The sequence below is a fragment of the Streptomyces mobaraensis NBRC 13819 = DSM 40847 genome (genome assembly GCF_017916255.1).
GTDB lineage: Bacteria > Actinomycetota > Actinomycetes > Streptomycetales > Streptomycetaceae > Streptomyces > Streptomyces mobaraensis.
The window spans coordinates 1,265,559-1,281,455 of sequence record NZ_CP072827.1; the positions used below are offsets into that span (position 1 = coordinate 1,265,559).

The window sequence follows — 15,897 nt, forward strand, 5'->3', positions numbered from 1 at the left end:
ACTCGCGGCGGCCGGGCTAGCCCTTGGCGGGGGCCTCCGACGCGTCCGCCTCGGCCGAGCCGTCGTCCGTCCCGCCGTTCAGCCGCGAGTGCCGCATGCCGTAGGCGAAGTAGATGACGAAGCCGACGGCCATCCAGAGGCCGAAGACCTCCCAGGTGACGGTGGGCAGCTTGTACATCAGGTAGAAGCAGAGCCCGAAGCCGATCACCGGGAAGATCATGCCCAGCCGCACCCGCAGTCCGCCGAAGAGCGGGACGCGCACCCCGGACAGCGGGACGGTGAAGGAGCGCTTCATGTCCGGCCGCTTTACGGCGAGGACGATGACGGCCACGTTGACCAGGGCGAAGGCGAAGAGGGTGCCGATGCTGGTGGCGTCGGCGAGCTCGGCCAGCGGGACGGCGGCGGCGAGGACGCCGCAGAAGGCGCAGGTGATGATGGTGTTGGCCACCGGGACGCCCTTGCGCGGGCTGACCTTGGCGAAGGTCTTGGGCACCAGGCCGTCGCGGGCCATCGCGAAGAGGATGCGGGTCTGGCCGTAGAGGACGGTCAGCACCACGCTGGCGATGGCGATGACGGCGCCCGCCGCCAGCAGCACGGCCCAGAAGCTCTGGCCGGTGACGTCCTTCATGATCCCGGCGAGCGCGGCCTCGGAGCCCTCGAACTGCTTCCACGGCAGGGCGCCGACGGCGATCGCGGCGACCAGGACGTAGAGGGCGGTGACGATCAGCAGCGACAGCATGATCGCCTTGGGCAGGTCCTTCTTCGGGTTCTTGGCCTCCTCACCTGCGGTGGAGGCGGCGTCGAAACCGATGTAGGAGAAGAACAGGCTGGCACCGGCGTTGCTGACGCCGGCCAGGCCCAGCGGCATGAACGGCGAGTAGTTGCCGGCCTTGATGCCGGTGAAGGCCACGGCGCAGAACAGCAGCAGGGCGGCGATCTTCACCCCGACCATGATGGCGTTGGCGCGGGCACTCTCCTTGGCGCCGCCGAGCAGGAACGCCATGCAGAGGAGCACGACGAGCAGGGCGGGCACGTTGAAGATGCCGCCGTCGCCGGGCGGGTTGGCCAGCGACGCCGGGATCGTGACGCCGATGGTGCCGTCCAGCAGCTCGTTGAGGTACTGGCCCCAGCCGACGGCCACGGCCGCGACGGAGACGCCGTACTCCAGGATCAGGCACCAGCCGCAGATCCAGGCGACGATCTCGCCGAGCGTGGCGTAGGAGTACGAGTACGAGGAGCCGGAGACCGGGATGGTGCCGGCCAGCTCCGCGTAGGAGAGCGCGGAGAAGAGCGCGGTGAGGCCCGCGAGGACGAACGAGATCACGACGGCGGGGCCGGCGTCCGGCACGGCGGTGCCGAGCACCACGAAGATGCCGGTGCCGAGGGTGGCACCGATGCTGATCATGGTCAGCTGCCACATGCCGAGCGAGCGGCGCAGCGTACCGCCCTCGCCCTGGCCGCCCTCGGCGACCAGGCGCTCGACCGGCTTGCGCCGCATCAGTCGGGAACCGGTCCCGGCGGGCGGCTGCGGGGGGCGCTTGCCGTTGCCGGCGGCGGGGGGCGCTGTGTCTTGGTCCAGCACGGGGGTCGCTCCGTTCATCGCGGCCGGTGGAGCCACCGGTACCGCAAGCGGCCCCGTCGGTTGCGTCGGCAGGGGGACGACCGGAAAGGAGGGGGACCGCGAGCTAGCGGTACCCGCCACTCCACGTACTGCGCGGAACCCTACGAGGTGAGGGACCGCGCTCGTAATGCACCATTCTTGCGCATGCCCGTACGATCGTTGCGTCTGCGTGCCAAGAATGGGCGTTCGTTGCATGTCACCTTACGAATCGGTACATGTAGGCGTCAACCACAGCAAGCGGCGGGCGCGCGGAAAACGCGAGAAGGGGCGCGGCCGGATCGGCCGCGCCCCTTCTCGGGCTCTGTGGGAACTACTGCCAGCTGGCGTGCAGCGGCTTGCCCTCCGCGTAACCGGCGGCGCTCTGGACGCCGACGACGGCCCGCTCGTGGAACTCCGCGAGGTTGCCCGCGCCCGCGTAGGTGCAGGACGAGCGGACGCCCGCGATGATCGAGTCGATCAGATCCTCGACGCCCGGGCGGGCCGGGTCGAGGAACATCCGCGAGGTGGAGATGCCCTCCTCGAACAGGCCCTTGCGGGCGCGGTCGTAGGCGGACTCCTCCGAGGTGCGGTTGCGCACGGCACGGGCCGAGGCCATGCCGAAGCTCTCCTTGTACAGCCGGCCGTCGGCGGACTGCTGGAGGTCGCCCGGGGACTCGTAGGTGCCCGCGAACCAGGAGCCGATCATCACGTTGGAGGCGCCGGCGGCCAGCGCCATGGCGACATCGCGCGGGTGGCGGACGCCACCGTCGGCCCAGACGTGCTTGCCGTACTTCTTCGCCTCGGCGGCGCACTCCAGCACCGCGGAGAACTGCGGCCGGCCCACGCCGGTCATCATGCGGGTGGTGCACATGGCGCCGGGGCCCACACCGACCTTGATGATGTCCGCGCCGGCCTCGACGAGGTCGCGCACGCCCTCGGCGGCGACGATGTTGCCCGCGACGATCGGGACCCGCGGGTCCAGCGCCCGGACGGCCTTGATCGCGGCGATCATCGACTCCTGGTGGCCGTGCGCGGTGTCCACCACGATGGTGTCCGCGCCGGCGTCCAGCAGCGCCTTGGCCTTGCCGGCCACGTCGCCGTTGATGCCCACGGCGGCGGCGACGCGCAGCTTGCCGTCGGCGTCGGTGGCCGGGGTGTAGAGGGTGGCGCGTAGGGCGCCCTTGCGGGTGAGGATGCCCGCCAGCTTCCCGTCCTTGTCGACGGCGGGCGCCAGCTTGCGGTGGGCCGCGTCCAGCTGGTTGAACGCCTCACGTGGGTCGATGTCGGCGTCCAGGAGCAGCAGCTCCTTGGACATGACCTCGGACAGCTGGGTGAAGCGGTCCACACCGGTCAGGTCGTGCTCGGTGACCACGCCGACGGGCCGGTGGTCCCCGTCCACGACGACGCCGGCGCCGTGCGCCCGCTTGGGCAGCAGGGACAGCGCGTCGGCGACGGTCTGGGTGGGGGCGAGGACGATGGGGGTGTCCAGCACGTGGTGCCGGCTCTTGACCCAGGTGATGACGTCGGTGACGACCTCGATCGGGATGTCCTGGGGGATGACCACGAGGCCGCCGCGGCGGGCGACGGTCTCCGCCATGCGGCGGCCCGCGATGGCGGTCATGTTGGCGACCACGAGCGGGATGGTGGTGCCCGTGCCGTCCGGGGCGGAGAGGTCCACACCCTGGCGGGAACCGACCGCGGACCGGCTCGGCACCATGAAGACGTCGTCGTACGTCAGGTCGTACGGCGGCTTCTGATCGTTGAGGAAACGCATACTGGCTCTCTCACCTGCAGGAATAGAACTACGAAGCGGGTGGGGAGTCAGCTCGAACCAGCGCCGGATCGGGCTGAGGTTCCTGGACCCATCATCCACGATGAGTCGGGCTGTTGGCCAATGACTGTGAGATTTCGCGGCATTCCTGTGGATTCGGCCAGCCGGTCGCGGCGGGCCCTGTGGCATCGGCCAAGCCCGGCCGGAGGGGCCGTCGGAAGGTCCCCTTACGGTGGCGCCATGACGCACCAGGAGATCATCTGCCGCCCCTCGGGGCCGGAGGACGACGCGGCCGTGGCCGCCCTCGACGGCTCCTTCACCACCGACACCGTGTACGCGGTGACCCCCTTCCCCGGCTCCGCCGAGGGCTTCGCCCTCCGGCCGGTGCCGGTCGACCCGCCCGTCCGCAAGGTGTTCCCCGACGACGAGCCGGACGGCGAGGAGGCGGGGGACGGCGCCCGCCGGTACGCGGCGTTCGCCGGCGACGAGCTCTGCGGCTTCGTCGCCACCTCCTACGAGCCGTGGAACCGCCGGCTCACCGTCGAGGACATCGAGGTGGCCCCGGCGTACCGGGGGCGGGGTGTCGGCCGGGCCCTCATGGAATGCGTCGCCGAACAGGCCAGGGAATGCGGCGCGGGGCATGTGTGGCTGGAAGTCACCAACATCAATGCCCCTGCCATCCGTTCCTATCTCCGCATGGGTTTCTCGTTTTGCGGAATGGACACCACGCTTTATTCCGGGACGGCGTCCGAGGGGGAAATCGCGCTCTTCATGAGCCGCTCCTGCTCCTGATCCGACCCGCTCCCGGACGCTTGGGCCGGCCCGTTCCCGGACGCCTGGGCGGGCCCGCTCTCCGGGGCCTGGGCGGGCCCGCCTCCCGCCGCGTGAGCCGGCCCGCTCCCGGGACCGCCGCCCGCACCGGCCGCCTCTCCGGCGACCGGGCCGGCGACCGGGCCGGCACCGGCCCGCTCCGGCGCGGGCTCCCCGGTGAGGGCGGCGGCCGCCGCCACCGCCGTGCGCCGGGCCCGGGGCCCGGTGGTCGCGGCCCCGAGGACGGCGACGACGAGGCCGCAGGCGGTGACGATCCACCACCCGCCGTGGCTCGCCGCGGCGAAGTGGGTGCGCACGGGCCCGTCGAGGTGCGCGGAGACCACCGTGCCGATGACGGCCACGCCGGACGCCTGGCCGACCTGCCGGGCGGTGGACATCATCCCGGCCGCCGTGCCGGCCCGTTCGGCGGGCATGCCGGTGACGGCGGTCGTGGTGATCGGCGGGTTCATCAGCCCGAAGCCGAGCCCGAACAGCGCGTGGTCGGCGAGCAGCCACGCCGTGGGCGTGTCCGCGTCCACCCGGGTCAGACCGAGGGCGGCCAGCGTGATCGCCGTACCGGCGACCACCAGCGGCAGCCGGGGCCCGCGGGCCGCCACCAGCCGTCCGGACACCGGCCCGGCCACCAGCATCATCGCGGCGAGGGGCAGCGTGTACAGCCCCGCGTCCACCGCCGACAGGCCGCGGACGCCCTGCAGGTAGAGCGGCTCGACGAAGAGGAACCCGCCCAGCGCCCCCACCCCGCAGAACCCGATCACGCTCGCCCCGCTGAAGGGCACGCTCCGGAAGTAGCGCGGTTCGATCAGCGGCTCCGCGCGCCGCCGCTCGTACCCGACCAGGACCACCAGGACGACGGCGGCCAGCGCGAACAGCGCGACGATCGGCGCCGACGCCCAGCCCCGCTCCCGGCCGGTGATCACCGCGTACACCAGGGAGGCCAGCAGCACCACGACGAGGAGCTGCCCCACCGGGTCGAACCGGCGCACCCGGGCCGCCTTGGACTCGGGGACGAAGCGGCGGCACAGCACCACCGCCGCGATCCCGATCGGCACGTTGATCCAGAAGATCGCCCGCCAGCCCACCGAGTCCACCAGCGCCCCGCCGACCACCGGCCCGAGCGCCATGCTGATGCCGAGCACTCCGCCCCACACCCCGATCGCCCGGGCCCGCTCGGCACGGTCGGTGAAGGTGTTGGTGATAATGGCCATGGCCACGGGGTTGAGCATGGACCCGCCGATCGCCTGCACCACCCGGAAGGCGACCAGCCAGCCGAGCCCCGGCGCGAAACCGCACAGCAGCGACCCGGTGGTGAAGACCACGAGACCGGCCGTGAACGTGCGCCGCCGCCCGATGCGGTCCGCCGTCGACCCCGCGAGCATCAGCAGGCTCGCCAGCACCAGAAGGTATGAGTCGACGATCCACTGCAACCCCGCCATCGAAGCGTGCAGTTCGGTCGACAGGGCCGGCAGCGCGATGTTGACGGCCGAGCCGTCCAGGCTCACCAGCAGCAGACTCGTACAGCAGATCAGCAGCACCAGCACGCGGCGCCGGCGTCCTATGTCGTCCGGCATGTACTCCCCTCCCGTTCCCGGGACCGGCCCGGCGTTTTTCCCGGCACTTTCCCTACGGTTCGGGACGGATTTCCCCGAATTCCGCCACCCGCCCCAGGGTGTTTCGGGCCGTCTTCAGAATCCGGCATTCCCCGCATGACTACAAAGGCGATTCCGGCACTCATAAGAAGCGAGGGCGCCGCCGACCCGGAGAGAGGGGTGTTCCGGGCCACCGCGCCGGGGATACGCACCGAGCGCCCGGGCCGCGACCGCCACGTACTCGCCGTGCGGGCCGGCAACCCGCTCACGGAAGGCGAGCTACCGGCCGAGCGGAGCGCCGCGGCACCTCCAGACGTCCCGGCACGGCCGGACCGGTCATCCGCTCGACGACGCGCCGGCCGGGACCGGCCACCGGCGGCGGGTGTGCGCGACCGCGCCGACCTACGCGGCGACGCCGCCGCTCCTGAGGGGATCGCGGAGCTTCGTCTCCGTCATCCCACCGTCGAGACGCTCGGCCCGGCCGTCCGGGAGCTGCCGTTCGCCCTGCCACCGGTCGACCTCTCCCAGACGTGGCACCGGCGCGCACCCGGCGCACCTCCGGCTGCGCGCCCGGGTCCGCGAGGCGGTCGGGACGGTCCTCGGTCCGCGGGAGGCTCAGACGTCCGGGTCGGCGCGGTCCAGCGCGGGCCGGGGGCCGGGCGCGGACTCGGTCAGCAGGTAGTCGGCCGCGGCCGTGTCCGTCACCAGGCTGGTGACCAGGCCCGAACGCAGCACCGCGCCGATCGCCGCCGCCTTGCGCGCGCCGCCCGCGATGGCCACGACCTCGGGGATGCGGCGGAGCCGGTCGGCCTCCACGGTGATGCAGCGCTCGCCCAGGTCCCGCCCGATCCGGCGGCCCTCGGCGTCGAAGAGGTGCGCCGACATCTCGGCGGCGGCGCCCAGCGACGCGTAGTGGGTGCGCTCCTCGTCCGACAGCATGTCGTAGACCGTGGAGATGCCCGGCTCCCAGGAGCCGATGGAGACGGCGGCGACGGTCACCTTGTCGAAGTACTCGAAGGCCCGCGCGATGCCCGTCTGACCGCGCAGCGCGGCGGCGGTGGCCGGGTCGGGGAGCAGCATCGGGGCGTAGATCGGGTGCGCCTCGCCGCCGGAGACCTGGGCCGCCCGGCGCACGGCCTCGACGGAGCCGCGCTCGGCGGTGCCCGCGTCGTAGACGCCGGTGAGCTGGACGACGGTGCAGGGCGGCAGCCGGTGCAGGGCCGCCGCCATGTGGATGGTGGAGCGGCCCCAGGCCAGGCCGAGCACGTCGCCCTCGTTGACCAGCTCGCCGAGCAGTCCGGCGGCCACCTCGCCCAGGTTCTCCGGGTCGGGCGCGTCCTCGGCCGCGTCGGCCGGGGACTCGACGACGACGGCGTGCCGCAGGCCGTAGCGGGCGCGCAGCGCGTCGGAGCGCTCCGCGTCCAGCTCGGCGGGCACCCGGATCTCGATGCGCACCAGATCGCGTTCGAGCGCCGTCTCCAGCACCCGGGCCACCTTGAAGCGGCTCACGCCGAACTCCTCGGCGATCTGGATCTTGGACTTGCCCTCCAGATAGAAGCGGCGGGCCATGGCCGCCGCCTGCACGAGTTCGGCGGGCCCCATCGGCGTCACTGAACGGCCCGTCGACACCGCGTTCTCCTCACTGCTGCGTTCACCTTGTGGACTCGACCGTCACATCCTGTCAGAAAACAGCGGTCCCGATCTTCCTCCGGTCCCGTACCCGGCCTCCGGACCCGGTGGTTCAGTGCCCGCAGGCCCAGGGCGCGGCCGAGGTGGCCGTCTCCGCGAGCTCACGCAGTGAGCGTACGGCGGCCGCCGGGTCATCGGTACCGTAAACGGCCGAACCTGCGACGAACACATCGGCGCCCGCCTCGGCGCACCGCTCGATGGTCTCCGCCGAGACCCCGCCGTCCACCTGGAGCCAGAGCTCCAGACCGTGCCGGGAGATCAGCTCCCGGGTGCGGCGGATCTTCGGCAGCATGATGTCCAGGAACTTCTGCCCGCCGAAGCCCGGCTCCACGGTCATGATCAGGAGCATGTCCAGCTCGGGGAGCAGGTCCTCGTACGGCTCGATCGGCGTCGCGGGCTTGAGCGCCATCGACGCCCGCGCCCCCTTGGCCCGGATCTCCCGCGCCAGCCGCACGGGCGCGGCGGCGGCCTCCACGTGGAAGGTCACCGACCCGGCGCCCGCCTCCACGTACTGCGGGGCCCAGCGGTCCGGGTCCTCGATCATCAGGTGGCAGTCCAGCGGCGTGGACGTGGCCCGGCTCAGCGACTCGACGACCGGCACCCCGAGCGTGAGGTTGGGGACGAAATGGTTGTCCATCACGTCGACGTGGAGCCAGTCGGCGCCCTTGACGGCCTGCGCCTCGTCGGCCAGGCGGGCGAAGTCCGCGCTGAGGATGCTGGGGTTGATCTGGACGGTCATGCCCCAAGCCTGCCATGCGGCGGCCGCCGGCCGGACAGCGAGGGTCGCCCTCGCCGGCGGCGCGGCCCGGCATCGCCGGACGAGGAGACGGGGCCCCGGGGGCGGTGCCAGGCTTCGGCCCCGTGCCGCCCCGGCCGGCGGCCGACTGGCTGCCCGAGGCGGGTTACCGGCCGGGCGTCGACCTCTTCAGGGACGTCACGATCCCGCACCGCCCGGGAAGGAGACGGGACCCCGCGGACGCCGCCAGGCCCCGGCCTGTGCCACAGCGGCGCGCGGTCGGCCGACGGCCCGGAGCCGACCGGTCAGCCCGTGCGTCGCAGCAGCGCCAGGTACATCGCGTCCGTGCCGTGCAGGTGCGGCCACAGCTGGACGTCCGGGCCGTCGCCGAGCGCCGGGACGCCGGGCAGCAGCGGGCGGGCGTCGATCCACTCGGCCTCGACGCCGTCGCGCTTGAGGACGTCCTGGACCACGGCCCGGGTCTCCGCCGGGTGCGGGGAGCAGGTGGCGTAGCCGACGACGCCGCCAATCCGCACGGACAGCAGCGCCTCGTGCAGCAGGTCGCGCTGGAGCGGCCCGAACCCGGCCACGTCCTCCGCGCGCCGCCGCCAGCGGGCCTCGGGGCGGCGGCGCAGCGCGCCCAGGCCGGTGCAGGGGACGTCGACGAGGGCGCGGTCGAACGAGCCGGGACGCCACGGCGGGCGGGTGCCGTCGGCCGTCACCACCTGGTACGGGCCGGGGTTGCCGGCCAGCGCGCGGCCGACCAGCCGGGCGCGGTGCGGCTGGCGCTCGGCGGCGAGCAGGGCGGCGCCGCGCTCGGCGGCCAGGGCGGCGAGCAGCGCGGCCTTGCCGCCGGGTCCCGCGCAGCCGTCCAGCCAGCGGCGGTCGGGCCCGTCCAGCGGGGCCGCGGCGAGGGCGAGGGCGACGAGCTGGCTGCCCTCGTCCTGGACGCCGGCCCGGCCCTCGCGCACGGCGTCGATCGCGCCGGGCTCGCCGCCCTCGACCAGCCGGACGGCGTGCGGCGACCAGCGGCCCGGCAGGGCGCCGTCCTCGCCGAGCGCCGTCAGCAGCTCGGCGGTGGTGGCGCGGCCGGGCCGCGCGACGAGGGTGACGTCGGGCCGCTCGTTGTCGGCGTCGAGCAGGTCCTCGATGCCGGCGCGGCCGCCGCCGAGCGCGTCCCACAGCGCGGAGACGATCCAGCGCGGGTGCGCGTGGACGACGGCGAGGTGCTCCTCGGGGTCGTCGTCGTAGGGCGGGGCGACCCGCTCCAGCCAGCCGTCCAGATCGTGCGCGGTGACCTTGCGCAGCACGGCGTTGACGAACTTCGCCCGGCCGTCGCCGCAGACCACGCGGGCCAGTTCGACGGTGGCCGACACGGCCGCGTGCGGCGGGATGCGGGTGCCGAGCAGCTGGTGGACGCCGAGGCTCAGCACATCGAGCACCGGCGGGTCCACCTCGCGCAGCGGCCGGTCGACGCACGCGGCGAGGATCGCGTCGTACGTCCCCTGCCGGCGCAGCGTGCCGTAGACCAGCTCGGTGGCGAGGGCGGCGTCCCGGGCGTCGAAGTCCTCGTGCTTCTCCCGCGCCTTGCGCAGCAGCGGGGGGAGCACCAGGTTCGCGTACGCGTCGCGCTCGTCGACGGCCCGCAGCGCCTCGAAGGCGAGGATCCGGACCGGGTCCTTCTTGGGCCGGCGGTGCGGCTTCGCAGGGCGGCCGTTCTTCCGACGAGGCGGCTGCTGATCGTTCACGAAAGGTGCTCCGGAGCTGGGACGACGAAGGGGTCCAGCCTACGCCGCCGGGCCGTCCCCGAGCTTCTCGCCTGCGGTGATGCGGACACCGCGGGCCCAGTCGGCGGCCTGCATGGGCTTCTTGCCCTGCGGCCGCACCCACTGGAGCTCGACGGCGTGCGAGCCGGTGCCGACGTGGACGCTCTTCTTCCCGGCGGCGATCTCGCCGGGCGCGAGGTCCGTGCGCTCCGGGGCAAGCGCCAGCGACATGACCTTCAGCCGCTCGCCGCGGAACACCGTCCACGCGCCGGGGGCGGGGGCGCAGCCCCGGACGACGCGGTCGCAGCGCAGGGCGGGGGCGGTCCAGTCGATCCGGGCGTCCTCGACGCTGATCTTGGGGGCCAGGGAGACGCCCTCGGCGGGCTGCGGGACGGCCTCCAGGGTGCCGTCCTCGATCCCGTCCATCGTCGCGGCGAGCAGCCCGCCGCCGGCGAGCGCGAGCCGCGTCAGCAGGTCGCCGCTGGTGTCCGTGGGGCGGATCCGCTCGGTGAGGACGCCGTAGACGGGACCCGAGTCGAGGCCCTCCTCGATGAGGAAGGTCGAGGCGCCGGTGACCTCGTCGCCGGCCATCACCGCGTGCTGCACGGGGGCGGCGCCGCGCCAGGCCGGGAGCAGCGAGAAGTGCAGGTTCACCCAGCCGTGGCGGGGGATCTCCAGGGCGGCCTTGGGCAGCAGCGCGCCGTAGGCGACGACCGGGCAGCAGTCGGGCGCGATCTCGCGGAGCCGGGCGAGGAAGTCCTCGTCGCGCGGCCGGTTCGGCTTGAGGACCTCGATGCCCGCTTCCTCGGCGCGCTCGGCGACCGGGCTGGCGACCATCCGCCGGCCCCGCCCGGCCGGGGCGTCCGGGCGGGTGACCACGGCGACGACCTCGTGGCGGTCCGAGGCGAGCAGGGCGTCGAGGGCGGGGACCGCGACCTCGGGAGTACCGGCGAAGACGAGCCTCATGGGTGGCGAACTACCTCTCACGCGCCGAGCGGAACGGCGCACAGTCTAGGCCGTGCGCGGCCCGGCCGCCCCGTCGGCCTCACGGCTCGGGCAAGGGGCGTGCGACCGGCCGCACGCCCCATTCCGGCGGATGTGCGCCCCCATAGCGTGACCCGTCCGGCCTTGGCGCGTTGGGTCAAGAGAGATTGACCGACCCACCGGTCCGCCACCGCGGCCCGCTCCCACCGTCCGTCAACTCTCGCCCGTAACCGCCCCGTTCACCGCCGGTCCGAGAGGCTTGTTGATGCCCGACCACGCAACTCATGACGCCCAGGCACGAGCCAGCCTGCATCTCCTGGTCCGGGACATCGAGCGGGTCCGCCGACAGGTGGACGCGCTGCGTACCCTGACCGCTCAGCTGGGCAATGTCTACCGTCCACGCCGCACGGGCCCCTCGGCGGGCTTCGTCGTCTACGGCCGGGCCCCCGCCCCGACCGTCCGGCTGGCGCAGGAACTGCGCGACAGCGTCGAGACGCTGGTGACGGCGGCGGTGGACTTCGACCGCTCACTCGGCTTCTCGTGGGACGCGGTGGGCTCGGCGCTGGGCGTCACCAAGCAGGCGGTCCACCGCCGCTACGGCGCCCGCCGCGCCAACGGCCAGACCGCCACGGAAACGGCCCCGGCCCCCGAGCAGGCCGCGACGGTCGGCGCCCCGCCGGTCGTCCCCGTCGTCCCTGCGGCCCGCTCGGTCCCGGGCCAGCCCGCCGGCTCCCACCGCGAGGAACCACGCCCGCCGGCGTTCCCGGGGCCGCGCAACGGGTGAGGGCCGCCGCGGCGGCGGGGCCGCGGTGCTTGCGGGCGGTTCCGGTCCACTTGGGCTGGATATCGTGCTCGGGCGCACATCTCAGCCTGTCCGGCGTTCGAGGACGAGCGGCGAAGCCGCGATCACAGGGGGTCTGGGGGCTTGCCCCCAGGAAACGGTGATGGGGGTGCCCCCTCTGGGGGAGGGACCGGGGCACGACCCCATCCGCCTGGCCGGACGAATTGGCCGAGGCATCCGCCCAGGACCGTTCCCCGGCCCCGCCCGGCCGGCCTCCCGCCGTCCCCCCGACGGATGCCGGCACAGCAGCGCTCGGGACCCGGCGGATCGAACGCTGCCGAGCGACCGCGGGACGGCGCCGACCGGACAGCGCCGCACCGCCGACCAGCCGCACCCCCGGCCAGGGCCCCGCCCCGACCCGCTCAGCCGATGTCCGGCGGATCCATCCGCAGCCGTACCGGCTCACCGTCCCGGCGGGCGAGCCGGACCGCCTGCGCGGTCCGCAGCGCGGCGGCCAGCGCGGCGCCCTGCCCGGGGCGGACGCGGACCAGCGCCCGCTCCCAGTGCTCCCCCGGCGGCGGATCGCCGGGGCGGCGCGGGCGCCCGGCGGCCGGCGGCGGCACCGGGACGGGCCCGAGGACGTCGGCCCCCTCCGGCAGCTCCGCCGCCGCCAGGAACTCCGCGACGGCCTCCGGCGGCCCGCTGACCGCGGCCATCCGGGAGACCGGCGGGAAGCCCAGCTCCGCCCGTTCGGCGAGCTCCCGCACGGCGTGGCCCTCCGGGTCCCAGCGGACCAGCGCCTGCACCGGCCGCAGCGTCGGCTCGGCCACGACGACGACCGTGCCGCCCGCCGCCTGCCCCCGCACCAGCGCGGACGCGGCCAGCCAGCGGCGCAGGGCCTCCTCCCCCGCCCGCAGGTCGGGCAGGCCGAGCAGGGCCCAGCCGTCGAGCAGCAGGGCCGCCGCGTAGCCGCCCTCGGCGACCGGCTCCGCGCCGGGCGTGGCGACGACCAGGGCGGGGGCGCCGGGGACGGTGTCCAGTACGTGGTCGCGGCCCGAGGTGCGGACCGGGACGGCGGGGAACGCCCGGCCGAGCTCCTCGGCGGTCCGGCGCGCCCCCACCACCTGGGCGCGCAGCCGGGATCCGGCGCACTCGGGGCAGTGCCAATTGACCGCCTCCACGCCGCACCAGCCGCAGTGCAGCGCGCCGTCGCCGCCGCGCGCCTCCAGGGGGCCGGCGCAGCGCCCGCACCGAGCGGGCTCGCGGCAGCGCTCGCAGGCGAGCCGGGGGACGTAGCCCCGGCGGGGCACCTGGACCAGCACCGGGCCGTGCCGCAGCCCCTCCCGGGCCACCTGCCAGGCCAGTGAGGGCAGCCGGGCGGCGCGCGCCGCCTCGTCCCGGGCGAGATCGCCGTCGCCGACCGTGCGGACCAGCGGCGCGGCGGCCCGGACGCGGGCCCGGTCGGCGGCCAGCGGCAGCGCCCAGCCCGTACGGACCAGCTGCGCCGCCTCGACGCTGCACCCGAAGGCGCCCAGCAGGAACGCGGCCTTCTCCTGGGCCGCGCGCAGCAGGAGCACCTCGCGGGCGTGCGGCTGCGGCGCGTGCTGCTCGGCGTGGCTGGAGTCCGCGTCGTCCCAGATCGCGACGAAGCCCAGGTCCCGCACGGGCGCGAACATGGCGGCGCGGGTGCCGACGACGGCCCGTACCGCGCCGCGGTTGACCGCGAGCCAGCGCCGGTAGCGCTCCTCGGGCCCGGTGTCGGCGGTGAGCAGGACGTGCCGGCCGGGCCCGAGCAGCGCGGTGAGCGCGGCGTCGACCCGGGCCGCGGCCCGCCCGTCGGGGACGACGACCAGCGCGCCGCGCCGCGAGGCGAGCGCCGCCGCGGCGGCCCGGGCCAGCTCGTCGGCCCACTGCGGCCCGGGGAGCGCCGTCCACACCGCCCGCGGGCTCTCGCCCCGGGCCACGGCCTCCAGATAGCCGGGGCCGGTGGGGTAGCGGGCCCAGCCGCCGGGGTCCGGCGCGGCGGGCGGGGGCAGCAGCGGCCCGGACGGCTCGCCCTCGATCCGGGCGTGCCGGGGCGGCACGGCCAGCTGGAGGACGTCGGCGAGCGAGCCCGCGTACCGGTCGGCGACGGACCGGCAGAGCGCGAACAGCCGCGGGCCGAGGACGGGTTCGGGCGAGAGGACCTGGGCGATGGCGGCGAGCGGCCCCTGGTAGTCGGACTCCGGTACCCGCTCCACGATGAAGCCGTCGAGCAGACCGCCGCCCTCGCGGCGCCCGTCCCGTACGTTGCGGGTGCCCGCGCCGAAGCGGACCCGCACCCGGGCGCCCGGGCGGGCGTCCGCGTCCAGCTCGGCGGGCACGGCGTAGTCCCACAACTTGTCCAGGTGCACCGGCCCCTTGTCGACCAGCACCTTCGCGACCGGCAACTCCTTCGCCAGCGCGGCGCCCCGCCACGTTCGCGGCTTGGCCCGCGGCTTCTTCGCCTTGCGTACGGTTTCGCGGATCAGCGCGAGCTGTTCCCCTTGCGGGGGTGCTGGTTCGGGGTGCCCGTTCTCGCTGCTCACAGCTTCAGTCTTAGCAGAGGGCTCGGACAGTGGGGGTGGGTGTGCCCCGGTCCCGCCCTTTCACCGTTTCTTCCAGGGCTGCGCCCCGGACCCCGGCGTCGCGGCTTCGCCGCTCGTCCTCAATCGCCGGACGGGCTGGATACCGCGCCCGGGCGCACCACTCAGCCCGTCCGGCGTTTGAGGACAACCGCGCGGAGCGCGGTTTCGGGGGCGCGGGGGCTCGCCCCCGCAAGAAACGGCGAAAGGGCGGGACCGGGGCTCCGAAAACGACAACGGCCCCGGGAGCGGATACCCGCCCCGGGGCCGTACGCCACTACGTCAGAGACCCGCAGCCTTGCGCAGCGCGTCCACGCGGTCCGTCCGCTCCCACGTGAAGTCCTCGTGCTCACGCCCGAAGTGACCGTACGCCGCCGTCTGGGCGTAGATCGGCCGCAGCAGGTCCAGGTCGCGGATGATCGCGGCCGGCCGCAGGTCGAAGACCTCGCCGATGGCGTGCTCGATCTTCTCGGTGTCGACCGTGGCCGTCCCGAAGGTCTCGACGAACAGACCGACCGGCTCCGCCTTGCCGATCGCGTAAGCGACCTGCACCTCGCAGCGGGCGGCCAGCCCGGCGGCGACCACGTTCTTCGCGACCCAGCGCATCGCGTACGCGGCCGAGCGGTCGACCTTGGACGGGTCCTTGCCGGAGAAGGCGCCGCCACCGTGGCGGGCCATGCCGCCGTAGGTGTCGATGATGATCTTGCGGCCGGTGAGGCCGGCGTCGCCCATGGGGCCGCCGATCTCGAAGCGACCGGTGGGGTTGACCAGCAGGCGGTAGCCCTCGGTCTCCAGCTTGATGCCGTCCTCGACCAGCTCCTTGAGGACGTGCTCCACGACGTACTCGCGGATGTCGGGGGCGAGCAGCGAGTCCAGGTCGATGTCGGACGCGTGCTGCGAGGAGACGACGACGGTGTCCAGGCGGACCGCCTTGTTGCCGTCGTACTCGATGGTGACCTGGGTCTTGCCGTCGGGGCGCAGGTACGGGATGGTCCCGTTCTTGCGGACCTCCGTCAGACGGCGCGACAGGCGGTGCGCCAGGTTGATCGGGAGGGGCATGAGCTCGGGCGTCTCGTCGCAGGCGTAGCCGAACATCAGGCCCTGGTCGCCCGCGCCCTGCTTGTCGAGCTCGTCCTCATCGCCCTCGACCCGCGCCTCGTACGCGGCGTCGACACCCTGTGCGATGTCCGGGGACTGCGATCCGATCGAGACCGAGACGCCGCAGGAAGCGCCGTCGAAGCCCTTCTTGGACGAGTCGTAGCCGATCTCCAGGATCTTGTTGCGGACCAGCGTGGCGATCGGCGCGTACGCCTTCGTGGTCACCTCGCCGGCGACGTGCACCAGGCCGGTGGTGATCAGGGTCTCGACGGCGACCCGGGAGGTCGGGTCCTCCTTGAGGAGGGCGTCGAGAATGGTGTCGCTGATCTGGTCAGCGATCTTGTCGGGGTGACCCTCGGTCACGGATTCCGAGGTGAACAGGCGGCGGGACACATCGCTCCCTGGGGTTGCAGCGGCTGCTGGCTGATCATTGGCGGTTCCGGACGAGAGCT

The 15,897-nt window shown here is 74.2% G+C and carries 12 protein-coding genes; 2 read left to right on the forward strand and 10 right to left on the reverse strand.

The features are described from left to right. Positions 1-16 precede the first annotated feature (16 nt). On the reverse strand, positions 17-1,582 hold the full coding sequence (locus J7W19_RS04830; protein ID WP_004948621.1) for an amino acid permease: 1,566 nt from the start codon (positions 1,580-1,582) through the stop codon (positions 17-19). A 349-nt stretch (positions 1,583-1,931) separates the two neighbouring features. Then, positions 1,932-3,374 carry a GuaB1 family IMP dehydrogenase-related protein gene (locus J7W19_RS04835; RefSeq protein ID WP_004948626.1) on the reverse strand — a complete coding sequence of 481 codons (1,443 nt, stop codon included), beginning with the start codon at positions 3,372-3,374 and terminating at the stop codon, positions 1,932-1,934. A gap of 237 nt (positions 3,375-3,611) precedes the next feature. On the opposite strand from J7W19_RS04835, the gene J7W19_RS04840 reads away from it, so the two are divergent. Continuing rightward, the gene (locus J7W19_RS04840; RefSeq protein ID WP_004948628.1) at positions 3,612-4,163 is read left to right on the forward strand and encodes a GNAT family N-acetyltransferase; all 552 of its coding nucleotides are present in this window, start codon (positions 3,612-3,614) and stop codon (positions 4,161-4,163) included. Here J7W19_RS04840 and J7W19_RS04845 read toward each other — a convergent pair. The 6 genes from J7W19_RS04845 to fmt all read right to left on the reverse strand — a co-directional run bounded on the left by J7W19_RS04845 (position 4,103) and on the right by fmt (position 10,945). Beyond that, positions 4,103-5,770 carry an MFS transporter gene (locus J7W19_RS04845; protein WP_004948630.1) on the reverse strand — a complete coding sequence of 556 codons (1,668 nt, stop codon included), beginning with the start codon at positions 5,768-5,770 and terminating at the stop codon, positions 4,103-4,105. The two genes, J7W19_RS04840 and J7W19_RS04845, sit on opposite strands and share 61 nt — an antisense overlap. 420 nt (positions 5,771-6,190) lie before the next feature. Continuing rightward, positions 6,191-6,325: a hypothetical protein gene (locus J7W19_RS33385; protein ID WP_267939118.1), complete on the reverse strand. Its 135-nt coding sequence runs from the start codon at positions 6,323-6,325 to the stop codon at positions 6,191-6,193. A 78-nt stretch (positions 6,326-6,403) separates the two neighbouring features. Then, positions 6,404-7,390: a sugar-binding transcriptional regulator gene (locus J7W19_RS04850; protein WP_004948633.1), complete on the reverse strand. Its 987-nt coding sequence runs from the start codon at positions 7,388-7,390 to the stop codon at positions 6,404-6,406. A gap of 139 nt (positions 7,391-7,529) precedes the next feature. Beyond that, complete coding sequence (gene rpe / locus J7W19_RS04855) at positions 7,530-8,216, reverse strand: ribulose-phosphate 3-epimerase (protein WP_004948636.1); 687 nt, start codon at positions 8,214-8,216, stop codon at positions 7,530-7,532. Between the two features lie 302 nt (positions 8,217-8,518). Beyond that, a complete protein-coding gene (locus J7W19_RS04860) occupies positions 8,519-9,961 on the reverse strand; it encodes an RsmB/NOP family class I SAM-dependent RNA methyltransferase (protein ID WP_004948638.1) in 1,443 nt (480 codons plus the stop codon). 39 nt (positions 9,962-10,000) lie between these two features. Next, on the reverse strand, positions 10,001-10,945 hold the full coding sequence (gene fmt, locus J7W19_RS04865; protein WP_004948642.1) for a methionyl-tRNA formyltransferase: 945 nt from the start codon (positions 10,943-10,945) through the stop codon (positions 10,001-10,003). Positions 10,946-11,228: 283 nt separating this feature from the next. Here fmt and J7W19_RS04870 point away from each other — a divergent pair, with 283 nt between their 5' ends. Further along, positions 11,229-11,747, forward strand: coding sequence for a hypothetical protein (locus tag J7W19_RS04870; RefSeq protein ID WP_004948645.1), 519 nt, complete (start codon positions 11,229-11,231; stop codon positions 11,745-11,747). Positions 11,748-12,166: 419 nt separating this feature from the next. Here the strand turns inward: J7W19_RS04870 and J7W19_RS04875 are convergent, their stop codons facing one another. Both J7W19_RS04875 and metK read right to left on the reverse strand, forming a co-directional pair. Beyond that, complete coding sequence (locus J7W19_RS04875; RefSeq protein WP_004948647.1) at positions 12,167-14,311, reverse strand: primosomal protein N'; 2,145 nt, start codon at positions 14,309-14,311, stop codon at positions 12,167-12,169. Positions 14,312-14,629: 318 nt separating this feature from the next. Then, positions 14,630-15,838 carry a methionine adenosyltransferase gene (metK, locus tag J7W19_RS04880; protein WP_004948649.1) on the reverse strand — a complete coding sequence of 403 codons (1,209 nt, stop codon included), beginning with the start codon at positions 15,836-15,838 and terminating at the stop codon, positions 14,630-14,632. Between the last annotated feature and the right edge of the window lie 59 nt (positions 15,839-15,897).

Bases quoted from the DNA above. Each gene is read 5' to 3' on its own strand.
- J7W19_RS04835 (WP_004948626.1), bottom strand. From the start codon at position 3,374: ATGCGTTTCCTCAACGATCAGAAGCCGCCGTACGACCTGACGTACGAC.
- J7W19_RS04840 (WP_004948628.1), top strand. From the start codon at position 3,612: ATGACGCACCAGGAGATCATCTGCCGCCCCTCGGGGCCGGAGGACGAC.
- J7W19_RS04845 (WP_004948630.1), bottom strand. From the start codon at position 5,770: ATGCCGGACGACATAGGACGCCGGCGCCGCGTGCTGGTGCTGCTGATC.
- J7W19_RS04850 (WP_004948633.1), bottom strand. From the start codon at position 7,390: ATGGGGCCCGCCGAACTCGTGCAGGCGGCGGCCATGGCCCGCCGCTTC.
- rpe (WP_004948636.1), bottom strand. From the start codon at position 8,216: ATGACCGTCCAGATCAACCCCAGCATCCTCAGCGCGGACTTCGCCCGC.
- fmt (WP_004948642.1), bottom strand. From the start codon at position 10,945: ATGAGGCTCGTCTTCGCCGGTACTCCCGAGGTCGCGGTCCCCGCCCTC.
- J7W19_RS04870 (WP_004948645.1), top strand. From the start codon at position 11,229: ATGCCCGACCACGCAACTCATGACGCCCAGGCACGAGCCAGCCTGCAT.